The following is a 15,575-nucleotide window of genomic DNA, read 5'->3' as shown; positions in this document are numbered from 1 at the left end:
AAATAATTTGTGCAAAGGGGGGATAGCGTGGAACAAAAACTGATCAACGACTTTGAAATTATGATACAAAGCATTCAATCTGTTTCAGCTCACCAATTTGCAGGTACAATGCTTTTGTTTGTGGTTGAAGGGACTATTACGGTTTCGATGGATGGAGAAGAGTATTTCTTACAGGAAAGCGATATTCTGATTATTAATCGAAATACCATTTATAGTATCATAGGAGACTCATCGAATGTTGTCGTTTCTTTAGCTATTACGAACCACTTTTTTAAAATGCAGTACGAAGCCTACTACCATTATGTTTTTGAATGTTTCTCTAAAAAGATTGATACTGGTCGTGAGGAAGTTTTAGCCCAACTGCGCCGTTTATTAGCGAAAATGGTGATTGCTCATTTGCAAAAGGGGGAGGATAGTTCCATTAGCGTTCAAAGCGATCTTTATCAAGTTTTATTGATGATGATTCGTTTTTTCAAAAAGAGCATTCCTTATCAAGAACAAATTGAATTAGAAGACGAACGAATAACTCGTATTTTAAACCATATTGAACACCATTATGGCGAACCCTTATCGTTAACCCATATGGCAAATCAAGAATTCTTATCGCCTTCTTATTTTTCACGTTATTTTAAACAATTCGTCGGTATCAATTTTTCAAAGTATCTGACGAACGTTCGCCTTAAGCACAGTAAAGAAGATTTGATTCATTCATCAGATTCGCTTTTTCAAATAGCGTCCCGCAATGGGTTCTCCACAGCGAAACAATTTGCCCTGGCTTTTAAAACAGCTTACGAACAAACACCAGCTAGTTATCGAAAAAAGCATAAATCAATGGTTCCTTTAGAGGAAAGTATGGCTAAACAGAATACTGGTAAATCTAGTATTTTAGATTCACCTGAGGTACTTGTGAAATTAACTAAGTATTGTGATAAAGAAATGAACCAAACTCTTTTAGGAAATGATTTTACAAACGAAAAACTACTGATTTCACCCATGGAGCAGACAAAAACAGCACTTATTCATGAAAAACACATTGTTTTTATTGGCGAATTGAAAGACATTTTAAATGAGAATATAAAGAAACAAATTTTGATGGCAAATGATTCCATGAAAATAAACTATATCGGTATCCGTAATTTAATCAGCGGTTCAACAATTCTACCAGAAATAAATACCGATGAAGCCATTTCTACTATTTCGATATACGCCAACGCTGATCTAGCTTTACGTACAATTAAGGATTCGGGATTTAGTATCTTTTTGCGGATCAATGTAAATGAAATACTTTACTTCGAAGACTACTTCTCTAAACTTAGGGCATTTCTAAATCATGCTGTTCAAGTGTTTGGTAAAGAATTTGTTCAGAAATGGCATGTTTTGTTTTATGCACCAAAAGAGACAAAACTTGATCCTGCGTTACTAGAGGAGTTATACGATACGTTACAAAGGACATTGAAAAATAAAATGCCACATATTCAATTAGGTGTTTTTTTACCTTTTGATGAAGACACGGAAAGTATTGAAAAAAGTCACATGTGGCTTCTGAATAAGGCCATAACTATTGATTTCATAAGTTTTGATGCCAATCGAAATAGCGATATTAATTTTGAAGACACAAGTGATAAGAATTTTATGAAAGCACAAAATTACCATATGAACAAAACGAAGAGGTTGAAACACTTTCTCAAGAAAAATAAAATTGAAAAACCGTTGTTCCTTGATATTTGGAATACACTGACGGGAGATTCTCGGTATAGTAATGGCACTTTTTTTCGTGCGGCACTCATTTTCAACACCGTGCTAGAGCTGAGTCAAGAAGTTCAAGGTTTAGGTTTTTGGATTAATAATGAAATACACGAAAGGGTCCATAACAGTCAAGATTTGGTTTCTGATGGTCTTGAACTCTTTCATTATTTTGATGGTAAACGACCGGTTTATTATGCTATGTTTTTTAAAGAAAGGTTGTACGGTACCGTCTTATCTGAAGGAGAAAACCATCTTTTAACACAAAATGAAGATGGCTATCAAATTGCGTTATTCCATGAACGGAACTTTAACCCTAGGTATTCAGTTGATGATTTATTCTTGCGTGAACATAGTAAAGAGTTGCAAGTTAAAATAGAAAATTTAGAACCAGGTGAATATCAAGTCACTCGTTTTAAATTTGACCGTAAAAATGGCGCATTGTATGATAACTTAAGAAAAATAAATAGTAAATATGGTATCAATCAAGAGGTCATGAAATATATTATTTCGACGACAACTCCAGATGTAGAAATAAATGATGAACTTATTGATGGAAAATGGTCTTTTTATGCTTACATGGACATCAATTCGATTCATTTTATTGAGTTGAAAAAAATCGAACCAGATTATTAATGAAGATAAGATTATAGCTCTTCGTCAAATAATGTGGCTACTTCAAAAAAGTTCTTGCGGAATAGACGGATATACTTGTAAGAGCCCTGGTACCGTCTTAAGTCTTAAGATCTATACAAGTCCCAAAAACCAAAATAAATAAAAAAACGTTATTCTAGCTGATACTGAGTAGAATAACGTTTTTTTTGCAATAAAAGCAATTAAGGGATAAAAAAGCCTCTTTTCTTTACCTCTTTGAGCCTAATGAAAGATGACGAGAGCAAAAAAGAGCTCTTTTGTGTAAACTTATGCCCTATTTTTTTCCTGAATCTATCTTAGAATAGAAGAGTAAAGAATGAAAGAACAAATTCAATTGCTCTGAAAGATAACTAAGGAGGAGAAAAAATGAATGAATCGATTAAAAATGTCCTTTTTGAAAAAATGAATGAGAAGCAAGACCGTATGATTGAGATACGCCGTTATTTGCACGAAAATCCTGAGTTGTCTTTTCAAGAAGAAAAAACGGCTGCTTATATTGCTGACTTTTATAAAGGCAAAGACTGTAACGTGCGAACAAATGTAGGTGGAAGAGGTATAGTCGTAACAATTGATTCTGGTAAACCCGGAAAAACAGTGGCTATTCGCGCTGATTTTGATGCATTGCCAATTGAAGAAGAAGCAGATGTTTCCTTTAAATCTAAAAATGCGGGTGTGATGCATGCTTGTGGGCATGATGGGCATACGGCATACATGTTAATCTTAGCTGAATCTTTGATTGAACTAAAAGATTCATTAGCAGGGAAAATCGTTGTTATCCATCAACATGCGGAAGAAATGCCTCCAGGTGGAGCAATACAAATGATTCAAGATCACGCACTAGATGGAGTTGACAATGTTTTTGGTATCCATGTGATGTCTCAAATGGAAACAGGTAAACTATTTTATCGTCCTGAAAACATTCAAACTGGCCGTGCAAATTTCCATATCAAGATTCAAGGAGTCGGCGGACATGGTTCTTCGCCACACAAAGCAAATGATGCAATTGTAGCCGCAAGTTATTTCGTGGTAGCCGTCCAATCCATCGTGAGCCGTCGTTTAAATCCATTTGACGTGGGTTCAATTACAATTGGTAACTTCGATGGTCGTGGATCATTCAATGTGATCAAAGATTCAGTCTTCCTAGAGGGTGATGTACGTTCAATGTCTGAAGAAGTTCGTACAATTATCGAAAAAGAAATTCGCGCTAAATTAGAAGGTATAGCAGCTATGTTTGATGTTACTTATGAGCTGAAATATGAAAATGACTACCCAGTTCTATATAATGATCCTGAGTTGACAGAAGAAACGATCAGCAAATTGAAACAAACAACTATTCCTGAACTAAAAGGAATCGAAATGTGTGATGCACAACCCCCTTCAGAAGATTTTGCTTACTATGCAAAAGAACGCCCAAGTATGTTCTTTTATGTGGGGGCTGCTCCTGAAGAAGGCGAAGCTTATCCACATCATCATCCTAAATTTAAAATTAGTGAATCAAGTTTAATCGTTGCAGCAAAAGCAATGGGATCAATTGTAATAGATTATCTAGTAAAAGGAGAATAAAAGAAAAATGGAAACAAATTATAAGGGTACAAATAGATTAATTGTTGGGATTGTATTTGGAGTTATTACATTTTGGTTATTCGCACAAACGATGTTAAATATTGGACCAGCTGTACAAGCTGATTTAGGTATTTCATCAAGTGTTTTAAACATTGCGATTAGTTTGACCGGGTTATTCTCAGGGATGTTTATGGTAGGGTCAGGCGCAATGGCTGATAAACTTGGCCGTGTAAAATTGACAAAAATTGGTTTGATTTTAAGCATTATTGGTTCGTTGTGTTTAGTAGTTGCTCAAGGTTCAGTGTTGTTGATTATCGGGCGTATCATTCAGGGTTTTTCAGCAGCAGCAATTATGCCTGCAACATTATCACTTATGAAAACTTATTTTGAAGGACCAGATCGTCAACGTGCTCTTAGTTATTGGTCTATTGGATCTTGGGGTGGTTCCGGGATCTGTTCATTATTCGGTGGAATGGTAGCAACTTATTTAGGCTGGAGATACATCTTTGTCTTTTCTATCATCTTTGCTATTGCAGGCTTTTTACTAGTTAATGGCACACCTGAAAGCAAAGTCGTAGCTGCAGAAAGAACGACTTTTGATTTTAGTGGCTTAGTTAGTTTTGTGATCATGATGTTAACGTTCAATTTATTTATTACAAATGGTTCTTCTATTGGATGGACTAGCCCATTAGAAATTGCATTTGTTGTCGTATTTATTATTTCAACAGCTATTTTCTTTAAAGTTGAACTAGCAAAAACAAACAGCTTAATTGATTTTTCATTGTTTAAAAATAAAGCTTACAGTGGTGCAACATTATCAAACTTCTTATTGAATGCATCTGCCGGTACAATGTTCGTTGCGAATACGTACGTGCAAATGGGTAGAGGCTATTCTTCATTCCAATCAGGTTTATTAACGATTGGTTACCTAGTTTGTGTATTGTCATCTATTCGCCTAGGTGAAAAAGCTTTACAAAAACACGGTGCTCGTAAACCGATGTTAATGGGCACCAGTATTGCTGGTATCGGGATTCTACTCATGTCTCTAACTTTTATACCAGGTACAATCTATTCTGTTCTTGTATTTGTAGGTTATGCTTTCTATGGTCTAGGACTTGGTTACTATGCAACACCTTCCACAGATACGGCTATCTCTGCTGCTCCTGTAAGCAAAGTTGGAGTAGCGTCTGGAGTTTACAAAATGGCCAGTTCTTTAGGTGGAGCCATTGGTGTAGCTATCTCATCTAGTGTCTATTCAGCTATGTCCACAAGTACTTCTTTTGAATTAGCAGGTATGATAGGTTTATGGGTAAATGTATTATTCGTTGTGATTGCTGTGATTTCTGTTGTCCTAACAGCTCCACGTGAAACAGAAGAATCTTTAGCAAGTACACATTAAATAAAAAATGCCATATGCGTCCTTATAGTAAGGATACATATGGCATTTTGTGCAAATTGATTGTAAACGCTTATGTTTTTCTGTAGGAGATTAATGAAAAAGAAATTTTAGTGTTAGGCTTGTTGTTTACGTCTTTCAGCTAAGATAGCTGTATTTTCGCGAACTTGTTTTTTACCTAATGGATAGATAAAGAATAGGCTTAGAGCTACTAGTAGATAAGCAATAGCTGGGATACCACTAGCAACACCATATATTTTATCTAAAACATCTTGGTTTTGAGTGGAAGCAGCTGAAACATATCCGATGGCCGATAATGCGAATCCACCTAAACCACCAGCTAAGGCTTGACCAAGTTTACGGGCAAAAGAGTATACCGCATAAACTGTTCCATCTTCACGTTTACCTGTTCTGATTTCTTGATAGTCAATAATATCGGTGATGAATGCCCAAATGATAATGTTGAAGTAATTCATTCCTAGGTTTCCTAAACTTGCGAGGACAAGGAATAACCAAACATTTGAAGTACCCATAAAGAATAAAAGCGTATATATTGTTGCAGACCATAAAAGCGCTACTGTACCTGATTCTTTCTTTCCAAAACGAGAAGCAATTTTATTTGAAAATGGTGCCAGAACAAGTACACCTGCTGCACCCGCAACACCTGCAATTGCTAGCGCTCTATAATTTTGGAAGTAGTCAGCATATAAATAAGCATTCATTGTACCAACCAACAATTGAGCTAACAATAAGAAAATGGCAGCTACGATAATTCCAACTAATGCGCGATTTGTTGTTAGTCCTTTAATAATGTTTTTGACTTGTGTGCCAAAAGATTCTTTTGGTTGTTGACTCGTGTCAGGTAATTGAACACGCTCGATTGAGAAATGATAGCAAAATTGGTAAAGAACAAAGGCGATAACTCCAAATGCAATAGCTATTATAGTGAATCGGTTTCCAAGAACGATTTGTGTACCATTTGCATCGGTTGTATAAACAAAAAGCGGAACAAAAAATGAAATGAAAATACTTGCGAGACTTGCACCAACACTACGGAAAATTGAAAGTGAAGAGCGGTGATCTGGGTTATCACTGATAACAGAGGCCATGGAACCGTAAGGGATATTTATAGCTGTATAACAAAAACTTCCCCAAAAAATATAAGTTACAAAAATATAAACGATTCTCATATTCATCGGCCAGTCTTGCGCAACATTTAAAAATAACAGAATCCCTGAAATTACGGCAAATGGAGCAACACGTTTAATCCATACTCTGAATCGTCCATCTTTAGAAGGTTTCAATGTATCAATCAATCGGCCCATTCCAATATCGGTAAATGCATCGACAACACGAGCGGTTAGGAATAGGGTTCCAACGACAGCCCCGCTTATCCCTAAAACTTTTGTATAGAAAAGCATTAAGAACGAACTAGAGAAAATAAAGAACATATCATTTGCGATATCACCAGACATATATGCGAGTTTATCAATGAAACCAAATTTTCTTACTTCTGCTTGTTTTTCTTCATGTTTACTTGCTTCAATCATTTCATTACCACCTTTTCATCTTAATAACGAAATTATATCACAATAAAATTAAAATGGAAGCGTTTTTTGGAAACGCATTCTATTTATTGAAATTAAATATCATAATATGATACGTAGCAAGCTTTTAACTAACTATAATTTTTTAAGAATTCATGCTAAAATAATGGTAACGGTTTCGAATTAGAAAAATAGGAGGAAAAAGATGTCTGAAAAAGAGAGAATGCTTTCTGAAAAGTTGTATCGAGCACAAGGAGAAGAGTTGAAGACGATACGACAAAAAGGACAAAAATTAGTAAGATTATTTAATGGCACTACAGAAGAAGAAAGTACTTACCGGACAGAATTGCTGACTGAAATTTTTGATGAAGTAGCAGGAAATATTTACATGCAGCCAAACTTACGGATTGATTACGGGAAAAATATTACTATTGGAAAAAACTTCTATGCTAATTTTGATTGTGTTTTGATAGATGTGGCTACAATCACAATCGGTGATAATGTGATGTTTGGTCCACATGTGTGTCTATATACTGCAGGGCATCCGATTGATCCTACAGTACGTAATAGTGGATTAGAATTCGGAAAGTCCATCGTGATTGGAAATAATGTTTGGATTGGTGGTAGTTCCGTAGTGAATCCAGGTGTTACTGTTGGAGATAATGTTGTTATTGGATCAGGCTCTGTTGTTACAAAAGATATTCCAGCAAATACGATAGCAGTTGGAAATCCCTGTCGTGTTATGCGTGAGATTACTCATGATGATAAAGTGTTTTGGGAAGCTCAACAAGCAGATTATTGGGCAGAAGTTGCCATTGAAAAAAAGAATGACTTGATAAGAGAGGATAATATATAATGAAAATTGGGCATATAGCTGTATGGTCTAAGGATATTGAACGCATGCGTCAGTTTTATGAAACATTTTTTTTAGCTAGAGCGGGAGAACGTTATGAAAATGTTACTCGAGGATTTGCTAGTTATTTTTTGAGTTTTCCTGATTCTACAGTGCGCTTAGAATTGATGCAACAACCGACTGTTACACAAAAACTAGCAGAAACTCCATTAGGATGGGCACATCTAGCAATCAGTGTTGGAGATGAAGCTACTGTTAATGCTTTAACGGAAAAACTAGCAGAAGCTGGATACGTTATTATTGGAGAACCTCGTTGGACAGGAGATGGGTACTACGAAAGTGTTGTATCCGATCCAGAAGGCAATTGGGTTGAAATCACTATTTAAAAAAGAACACAAAAGAGCAAAACCATGTAACGTGGTTTTGCTCTTTTGTGTATCTAATACTGGAAATCTAAACAATCAAATTCCGATATTCAAAAGATGTTACTATTATTAAAGCTCAAAATAGTGTCTAGGAGTCACACCTGTTCGTTTTTTAAATACCGTACAAAAGTAATTTGAGTTTTCAAATCCAACCTTTAAAGCGATGTCAGTGATAGATAAATCATTATCTTTGATCAATTGTTTTGAATGATTGATTCGAGCGTCTTGGATAAAATGAGTAATCGTTTGACCAGTTTCTACTTTAAATCGTTTAGAAAGGTAAGTAGCATTGATATTTAATTTTGTGCTTACTGTAGAAAGAGAAATTTTCTCAAAATAATGGAGTTGAATATAGGTAACCGCTTCTTTTATAACTGGACTGTATCGTTTTGAACGCTCTGCGTCAACTAATTGACAATATTCAGTCACCATAAATGTGCGGATATTTTCAAGCTCTGAGATAGTTGTTAAATTTTCAATTTGAATAGCAATCTTATTAGAAAGTAAATGAATATAAATGGGGTCAACCCCAACTCTTTCAACCGTAATACGTAGAGAAGTATTGAGTGAAAATCCTAGATTTTTATAGGTTCGTAATGGATTTCCAGGTATACGATAAGTTAAATCAATTTTATAAAATTCTAAAAGTTCAATCGCCTTTTCATGATCGCCTTTTTCAACTGCATTCAGAATTTTCTTTTCTACTTGATAACTCTTTTCTATTTCAGCATAGCTATTTTCGTTAGAGGCTAAAGTATTCTGAATTAAAGTTGCTTCACCCATATCTGAAAAAATCATATTTGGTTGAATAATTTTTTTAGGAGTAAAAGTTGTCAATAAATAACTAATAGAGGATAAACGATTCTGATTAATAATCGTTAAGCTCTCAATGTATTGTTTTAATACAACTAAAGAATCATTTTCAATAGAAAATTGAGTTTTTAATTGTTCTAAATAGTCGTTAGGAAGAGTATCTGAAATAAAGGGACCTATCACAATAGTTCCTTGATAGTAGTTGTCTTTCCATACACCTTTTCCTAAATAGTAGAGTTGTAATTTAGGGTCTTTATGAAAATAGACATCGTTCTTTTTTTTGTGTAATAAGCGGTTTTCTATAGAAAATAACGATTGCTCAATATGAGTTTGTAAAAAGGTAGGGATTTGCGTAGTCGTGAAGCTTTTTTGTGTTAGATGATCAACACTAAAGTATTGAGTATTAACTTGAATAATAGTATAGATTAATTGACAAACACCATGTGCTGTAAATTCTTTTTCCAAGTTCACTATATGATCTCCTTATAAATTAATTGTCCATTAAAACATAATTATATAATAAAAACAAAAATAGTGAAAGTATAATGGTAACGGTTTCTTTATTATGGGGTTGTAAACAAAATAAAAATGAACCGTTAGGAGATTATTATGGGTAAATTAGTAGACTTAAAAGCAAAACCTTATAATTTAAATGATGATGCTATTAAATGGGTGGAAAACACAATTGCTAGCATGACAGATGAAGAAAAAGTAGGCCAATTGTTCACTAACTTATTCTTTTTTGGAGAAGATCAATTTAGTGGAAACACATTAACAAATAAAGAAATTTTAGAAAAATACCATATTGGTGGAGCACGTTACCAAGGTGGATCAGCTAAACAAGTACAAGAATTGATTAATTCACTTCAAAAAGATTCGAAAATACCTTTGTTGGTCGCTGCTAACTGCGATGCAGGTGGTAATGGTGCTGCTAATGATGGTACGTATATTGCTTCTGGAGCACAAGTTGAAGCTTCTGGAGATACAACAGTTGGTTACAATGCTGGCTATGTTTCTGGACGTGAAGAAGCTGCGATGGGTGTAAATGTAAACTTTGATCCATGTGTAGATATTTTGAAAAACTGGAGAAATACTATTGTTAACACTCGTGCTTACGGTACAAATGCAGATGATGTTATTAAATATACGAATGCTTACCTTGAAGGCTTAGACCAAAGTGAAGTTATTAAATGTATCAAACATTGGCCTGGTGACGGTACTGAAGAACGCGACCAACATTTAGTTTTAGGTGTGAATGAATTATCGGTTGATGAATGGGAAAAGTCATTCGGACGCGTTTACCGTAACCATATCAACAATGGTGTTGAAATGATTATGGCTGGACACATTGCTTTACCTGAGTACCAAAAAGCTTTGGATTCAACGTTAGAAGATAAAGATATCTTACCAGCAACTTTAGCACCTGAATTGATTCAAGACTTATTGAAAACTAAATTAGATTTCAATGGTATGGTGATCACAGATGCTTCTCATATGTTAGGTATGACGGCAGCTATGCGTCGCGAAGACTATGTTCCTAAATCAATTGCTGCTGGATGTGACATGTTCTTATTTTTCAACGATATCGATGAAGACTTTGGCTTCATGCTAAAAGGGTACCAAAACGGCGTGATTACTGAAGAACGTATGACAGATGCTTTAAAACGTGTTTTAGGTTTAAAAGCTAAGTTAAACTTGAATACAAAACAAGCTGAAGGTACTTTATTAAAAGATGAATCTGAGTTAGAAGTTGTGGGTAGTGAAGAGCATTTACAAATGCGCGCTGACGCAGCAGACAAAGGAATCACTTTAGTAAAAGATACTCAAAATAACTTACCTATCAGTCCTGAAACACACAAACGCATTCGTTTATATTTGCTTGAAGGTGAAAAAGGTGGAATCTACGAAGGTGGATCTGATATTGCTAAACAAATTACAGACGAATTGACGTCTCGTGGTTATGAAGTAACGTTAAATGATGGATCTACACGAGTAAAAGGCAAGACAATAGAATACCGTGAAAACGTTGATTTAGCTTTAGAAGTTTCTGACATTGTTGGATATGGTGCACAAAATAATTACCGTATCCAATGGAGTACAGCAATGTCTAATGAAGTTCCTTGGTTCGTATACGAAGTACCCACTGTATTCGTATCACTAAACTTTACGACTCATTTACATGATGCAACAATGGTTAAAACTTTTGTGAATGCATACCATAATAACGAAGAAACAATCAAACAAGTAATCGATAAATTAGAAGGTAAATCCGAATTTAAAGGAACGCCAAACGAAAATGTTTGGGCAAATAAATGGCAAGCAAAACTATAAGATAGTGTAAAGTAAAGAGCAGCACCTCATTATTTTGAGGTACTGCTCTTTTTAATGTATAAAATAAGTTATCTTCAAAACCAAGGACGGACTAAAATGCAAATCGTTAGTGTTAGTCTAATTTAAATAATTTGATTTTTCCATAAGAAATTTCTTGAATAACGTGTTCTTTCTCTAAATGGGCAAGTTCTCGACTTAAAGATTCGGAAGTGGTTCCTAAATAAGAAGCTAAATCTTTTTTAGCCATCTTTAATTCAATAATAGGTTCATTTTCTTTGGAGTCAACTAAACTGATTAAAAAATGTAGCAATCTATTTCTTACGGTTTCAGTAGTAGCCCAAGCGGTTTGTTGCTCAGACATTCCCAATCTGTTCGAAATAGTAGCTAACATCTCGACAGCTATTAGTGGGTATTGGAGGAGTAATTCTCTGAAATCAGTATGCTTAATTGCACAAATAGAACAATCTGTTAACGCTTCCGTAAATGCTTCGTAAATGCCTTTTTTGAATAACGCTAATTCTCCAGTAAATTCTCCTGGATAGACAATTCGAATCAATTGTTCTTTTCCGGAATCGGATAATCGGTATACACGTATTTTCCCGCTTCTCAAGACATAAAGGGAGTCCGCAGTTTCTCCAGGACGATAGATGGTTTCACCGCGAGAGTAGTGTTTAGACTGGATTAGGGAATGAATTCTTTTCTTTTGTATGGGTGCTAAAGATTGAAATAATGGGATAGAATCTATGCAAATATCTCCTGTTTTTTGACAAGTACTATTCTGTTGCTCAGAATTTAAACATCGTTTAGTCATCTTGTAATCTCCTCAATACTTCCTCATAATACGTTTACAGTTTACCAGTTTCTTATGAATTATAAAAGAGTTCATTAGCAATATTAATTAGAATGTACTTGATTTAAATCAAGTCTATTGAAAAAATAATAGACTATAATCAATTTGTTAAATAGTTGTTTTATTTTTTGTGCATAATTGAACAAAGGGAGTGTAAAAATGAGTATAAAATTAACACAGCCTCAAGTAATGTTGCATCAGATGGTGACTGATTTTGCTGATAAAGAGGTAAAACCATTAGATATGTTGATAGATAAAGAAAGAAACTATCCTGAAAGCCTATGGAATAAACTTGTTAAAACAGGATTTTTAGGCTTGACCATACCAGAAGAATACGGTGGAGCCGGATTTGATGTTATTGCTAGTTCGCAAACGGTATATGATTTTGCTGTTCGAAATGCGAGTGTAGCATTTACTTTAGAAGGACATTATAAAACGGTTGATCAAGTAATGAAATATGCAACACCTGAATTAAAAGAAAAATATTTGCCTCAAGCAAACCACCGTGTCTTTGGATTTTCTTCAACAGAACCACAAGGTGGATCTAATGTAATGGGCTTCACAGCTAGTGCCGTGAAAGATGGAGATAAATGGATCTTAAACGGAAATAAAACAATGATTACCAATGGTGGCTTAGCTCAAGTGTACTGTGTACTCTTAAAAACTGCGCCAAACGAATTATCATGTTTCCTTGTCGATGAAGACATGCCTGGATTTAAACATGGTAAAAGAGAAGAATTCATTGGTATGACTGGAACGCCTGTAGGAGAAATCTTCTTAGAAAACGTAACAGTTACTGAAGAGCACTTGCTAGGTAAAATAGGACAAGGTGTGGAAATAGGCGATAATGCTCACTATGATGCTCGTATTTCAATGGGAGCAATCGCAGCTGGAATTACAGAACATGCGTTGACTATTGCGGTTGATTACGCAAAAAAACGTGATGCAATTGATACACCGATTATCCAATTACATTCTATTCAAACGAAAATCACTGAAATTGCTATTGCAAAAGAAAACGCACAGCTACTCTATCAAGAAGCAGCTAAGTTGAAAATAGAAGGTAAATCTTACGCTAAAGTATCTACTATGGCGAAATCATACGGAAGTCGTGCTGCCGTTATTGCTGCTGATCATGCTTTGCAAGTATTAGGTGGATATGGGTATAGTCGTGAGTATCCCGTAGAACATTTAATTCGTGATGCTCGTGCGTTACAACTTGCCGAAGGGTCACTAGAAAAAATGATGATTGAAATAGCTAAAGAAGTTGTGAATGAGAGAGAGGAATAAGTCCAATGAGCTTAAAAATTGTAGTATGTATTAAACAAGTGCCAGTTTCTAATAATTTGAAAATTGATCCAGTTACTAAAAACCTTGTTCGTTCTGGAGAAGCAGGAGTTATGAACCCTTATGATAAAAATGCCATAGAGGCAGCTCTTCGATTAAAAGAAGAATGGGGTGGCGAAATTACACTTCTATCTATGGGACCTCCAGATTTTGAAATGACTTTGCGCCAAGGATTAGCTATGGGATGTGACGATGCCGTGCTGTTAAGTTCTCGTCAATTTGGTGGAGCAGATACACTAGCAACAGGATATGTTTTAGCGCAAGCTATTAAAGAATTAGGCAATGTAGACCTAGTCTTATTCGGTCGCCAATCGGTCGATGCAGATACTAGTCAAGTTGGTCCAATCGTATCTGAATTTTTAGACTGGCCACAAATTACATTTGTCAGTGAGTTACATAGTCATACTAAAAATTCTATGACTGCAACTCGTTTGTTAGAAAACATGCAACAAAAAATTGAATTCCAATTGCCAGCAGTTGTAACGGTTCGTAGCGAAATGAACGAACCACGTTACCCAACGCCTCGTAATATTCAACAAAGTTATAAGAAAACCATTCGTATTTGGGATGAAAACAGCTTGCCTGTTGATGCTGATAGAATTGGTTTGAAGGGTTCTCCCACTGTTGTCCGTAGTGTATGGGCACCGGAAAAAGAAGCAAAAGCAACAACGTTCCTTAAAGGATCGGCTGATGAAGCTGTTCGTGAATTATTAATACAATTAAGAGCCACTAATTTACTCTAAGAGAGGTTGAGAAAAATGACTAGCCAAGAAATTTGGGTATATGCAGAAAAACATGTAGGGATCATCCAGCCGGTTACCTATCAATTAATAACTAAAGCAAATGAGATTGCAGGCGATAAAAAGGTTGTTGTAATTTTATTTGAATCAGAAGACCAAAAACTGGAAGAAGCTATCAAAGAATATGGTCCTGATGAAATCATTGTTGTAAAAGACAATCGTTTGGAAAATGCGATGGATTCTGAAATTGCCAGTTTAATGGCAGAATTAGCAGAACGACGTCAACCAAATAGCATCCTTTTCGGTGCAACAGTTGTTGGCCGCTCAATTGCACCTCGATTGCAAGCAAAGTTAAATACGGGTTTGACTTCAGACTGTTTAGACTTATCATTTGACAGTGACTTGTTGGTTCAAACAAAACCATCATATGGAGATAATATCATGTGTGAAATTATCAGTCCTAACCACCGTCCTCAAATGGCTTCTGTAAGACCAAATACATTTGAAGCTAAGAAAAGTAGCAGTAAAACAGTTGAGGTGACTGAAATAAATGATTTAACATTTAAAGAAGCAGCACGTGTGAAAATTATAGAAGAAACACCGCTGATTTCTAAAAGCGATAGTATCGCTAATGCTGATCGAGTTATTGCATTAGGACGCGGTTCTATAGATGATAAAGAACTTGCTTTGGCGGAAGAACTTGCTCGCAAATTAGGTGCTAAAATCGGCGTAACACGTCCTTTGACAGATCATCCTAGATTTAGTGGTGAAGATCAAATTGGACAATCTGGAAATACGATTGCGCCTAAAATATTGATTAATTTGGGTATCCATGGAGCTGTGCAGTATACAACCGGGATAGAAAATGCTGAACTAGTCATCTCTGTTAATAAAGATTCAGAAGCACCTATTTTTAACTACTCAGATTTTAGTTATGTTGGAAATTCAGCTGACTTCTTAAAAGAATTTTTAAAAGTTATTCAATAGTTGCCTGTTTTAGAGGAAAAGAATTTAAGTAATAAGAAGTAAAACTAGATAAGATAAAAGAGCTAGTACGCCTATTTTGGTGTGCTAGCTCTTTTTTAAGTTTTCACGCGGCTCTGTTCTTGATGTGTACTATAATCCAAAAAAGAATGATGTACAGCGTTTTGTAAAAAGCATCGTGTACCGGATATTTTTTTTGAGCTATTTATTTTATGATCATGGGCATTTTTTTGTATGTTGTTTTATAGATTCTTAGTGCTGATGAATAAGATAGTTAACAGGAAAAAGATTATTATTTTCTTTTTCTATCTGAGTTAGATAAGATGGTA

Annotated in this window: 12 protein-coding genes; 9 read left to right on the top strand and 3 right to left on the bottom strand. The window is 35.1% G+C overall.

Annotated elements, in window-relative coordinates:
- Nucleotides 1–27: 27 nt before the first annotated feature.
- The 3 genes from BP18_RS09315 to BP18_RS09305 all read left to right on the top strand — a co-directional run bounded on the left by BP18_RS09315 (nt 28) and on the right by BP18_RS09305 (nt 5,359).
- Entirely contained in the window at nt 28–2,379 is a 2,352-nt protein-coding gene (locus BP18_RS09315; RefSeq protein ID WP_081897327.1) for a helix-turn-helix domain-containing protein, read from the top strand.
- A gap of 384 nt (nt 2,380–2,763) precedes the next feature.
- A complete protein-coding gene (locus BP18_RS09310; RefSeq protein WP_029276645.1) occupies nt 2,764–3,960 on the top strand; it encodes a M20 family metallopeptidase in 1,197 nt (398 codons plus the stop codon).
- Nucleotides 3,961–3,967: 7 nt separating this feature from the next.
- On the top strand, nt 3,968–5,359 hold the full coding sequence (locus BP18_RS09305; protein ID WP_029276643.1) for an MFS transporter: 1,392 nt from the start codon (nt 3,968–3,970) through the stop codon (nt 5,357–5,359).
- Nucleotides 5,360–5,472: 113 nt separating this feature from the next.
- Here the strand turns inward: BP18_RS09305 and BP18_RS09300 are convergent, their stop codons facing one another.
- On the bottom strand, nt 5,473–6,906 hold the full coding sequence (locus BP18_RS09300) for an MFS transporter (protein ID WP_029276641.1): 1,434 nt from the start codon (nt 6,904–6,906) through the stop codon (nt 5,473–5,475).
- A 202-nt stretch (nt 6,907–7,108) separates the two neighbouring features.
- Here BP18_RS09300 and BP18_RS09295 point away from each other — a divergent pair, with 202 nt between their 5' ends.
- Entirely contained in the window at nt 7,109–7,759 is a 651-nt protein-coding gene (locus BP18_RS09295) for a sugar O-acetyltransferase (RefSeq protein ID WP_007723009.1), read from the top strand.
- A complete protein-coding gene (locus BP18_RS09290; RefSeq protein WP_007723007.1) occupies nt 7,759–8,142 on the top strand; it encodes a VOC family protein in 384 nt (127 codons plus the stop codon). The genes BP18_RS09295 and BP18_RS09290 overlap by 1 nt, the downstream gene beginning before the upstream one ends.
- Nucleotides 8,143–8,250: 108 nt before the next feature.
- Here the strand turns inward: BP18_RS09290 and BP18_RS09285 are convergent, their stop codons facing one another.
- Nucleotides 8,251–9,465 (bottom strand): helix-turn-helix domain-containing protein, encoded by a 1,215-nt coding sequence (locus BP18_RS09285; RefSeq protein WP_035050604.1) that lies wholly within the window; start codon nt 9,463–9,465, stop codon nt 8,251–8,253.
- A gap of 138 nt (nt 9,466–9,603) precedes the next feature.
- Between BP18_RS09285 and BP18_RS09280 the strand changes: the two genes are divergently transcribed.
- Entirely contained in the window at nt 9,604–11,325 is a 1,722-nt protein-coding gene (locus BP18_RS09280) for a glycoside hydrolase family 3 protein (protein ID WP_029276639.1), read from the top strand.
- Nucleotides 11,326–11,437: 112 nt separating this feature from the next.
- Here BP18_RS09280 and BP18_RS09275 read toward each other — a convergent pair whose 3' ends face one another.
- Nucleotides 11,438–12,136 (bottom strand): Crp/Fnr family transcriptional regulator, encoded by a 699-nt coding sequence (locus BP18_RS09275; RefSeq protein WP_007723000.1) that lies wholly within the window; start codon nt 12,134–12,136, stop codon nt 11,438–11,440.
- 198 nt (nt 12,137–12,334) lie between these two features.
- On the opposite strand from BP18_RS09275, the gene BP18_RS09270 reads away from it, so the two are divergent.
- Genes BP18_RS09270 through BP18_RS09260 form a run of 3 tightly spaced genes read left to right on the top strand, consistent with a single transcriptional unit; the run spans nt 12,335 to nt 15,249 of the window.
- Nucleotides 12,335–13,465, top strand: coding sequence for an acyl-CoA dehydrogenase family protein (locus BP18_RS09270; RefSeq protein ID WP_029276637.1), 1,131 nt, complete (start codon nt 12,335–12,337; stop codon nt 13,463–13,465).
- 5 nt (nt 13,466–13,470) lie between these two features.
- Nucleotides 13,471–14,265: an electron transfer flavoprotein subunit beta/FixA family protein gene (locus tag BP18_RS09265; RefSeq protein WP_007722989.1), complete on the top strand. Its 795-nt coding sequence runs from the start codon at nt 13,471–13,473 to the stop codon at nt 14,263–14,265.
- 15 nt (nt 14,266–14,280) lie between these two features.
- Nucleotides 14,281–15,249, top strand: a complete 969-nt coding sequence (locus BP18_RS09260; protein WP_029276635.1) for an electron transfer flavoprotein subunit alpha/FixB family protein — start codon at nt 14,281–14,283, stop codon at nt 15,247–15,249.
- The last annotated feature ends 326 nt before the right edge of the window (nt 15,250–15,575 follow it).

It is taken from the genome of Carnobacterium jeotgali MS3 (assembly GCF_000745125.1).
In the GTDB taxonomy this organism is placed as follows: Bacteria; Bacillota; Bacilli; order Lactobacillales; family Carnobacteriaceae; genus Carnobacterium_B; species Carnobacterium_B jeotgali.
This window is presented reverse-complemented; position numbering and strand designations above follow the sequence as displayed.

Bases quoted from the DNA above. Each gene is read 5' to 3' on its own strand.
- BP18_RS09300 (WP_029276641.1), bottom strand. From the start codon at position 6,906: ATGATTGAAGCAAGTAAACATGAAGAAAAACAAGCAGAAGTAAGAAAA.
- BP18_RS09290 (WP_007723007.1), top strand. From the start codon at position 7,759: ATGAAAATTGGGCATATAGCTGTATGGTCTAAGGATATTGAACGCATG.
- BP18_RS09305 (WP_029276643.1), top strand. From the start codon at position 3,968: ATGGAAACAAATTATAAGGGTACAAATAGATTAATTGTTGGGATTGTA.
- BP18_RS09270 (WP_029276637.1), top strand. From the start codon at position 12,335: ATGAGTATAAAATTAACACAGCCTCAAGTAATGTTGCATCAGATGGTG.
- BP18_RS09295 (WP_007723009.1), top strand. From the start codon at position 7,109: ATGTCTGAAAAAGAGAGAATGCTTTCTGAAAAGTTGTATCGAGCACAA.
- BP18_RS09265 (WP_007722989.1), top strand. From the start codon at position 13,471: ATGAGCTTAAAAATTGTAGTATGTATTAAACAAGTGCCAGTTTCTAAT.
- BP18_RS09275 (WP_007723000.1), bottom strand. From the start codon at position 12,136: ATGACTAAACGATGTTTAAATTCTGAGCAACAGAATAGTACTTGTCAA.
- BP18_RS09260 (WP_029276635.1), top strand. From the start codon at position 14,281: ATGACTAGCCAAGAAATTTGGGTATATGCAGAAAAACATGTAGGGATC.
- BP18_RS09310 (WP_029276645.1), top strand. From the start codon at position 2,764: ATGAATGAATCGATTAAAAATGTCCTTTTTGAAAAAATGAATGAGAAG.
- BP18_RS09280 (WP_029276639.1), top strand. From the start codon at position 9,604: ATGGGTAAATTAGTAGACTTAAAAGCAAAACCTTATAATTTAAATGAT.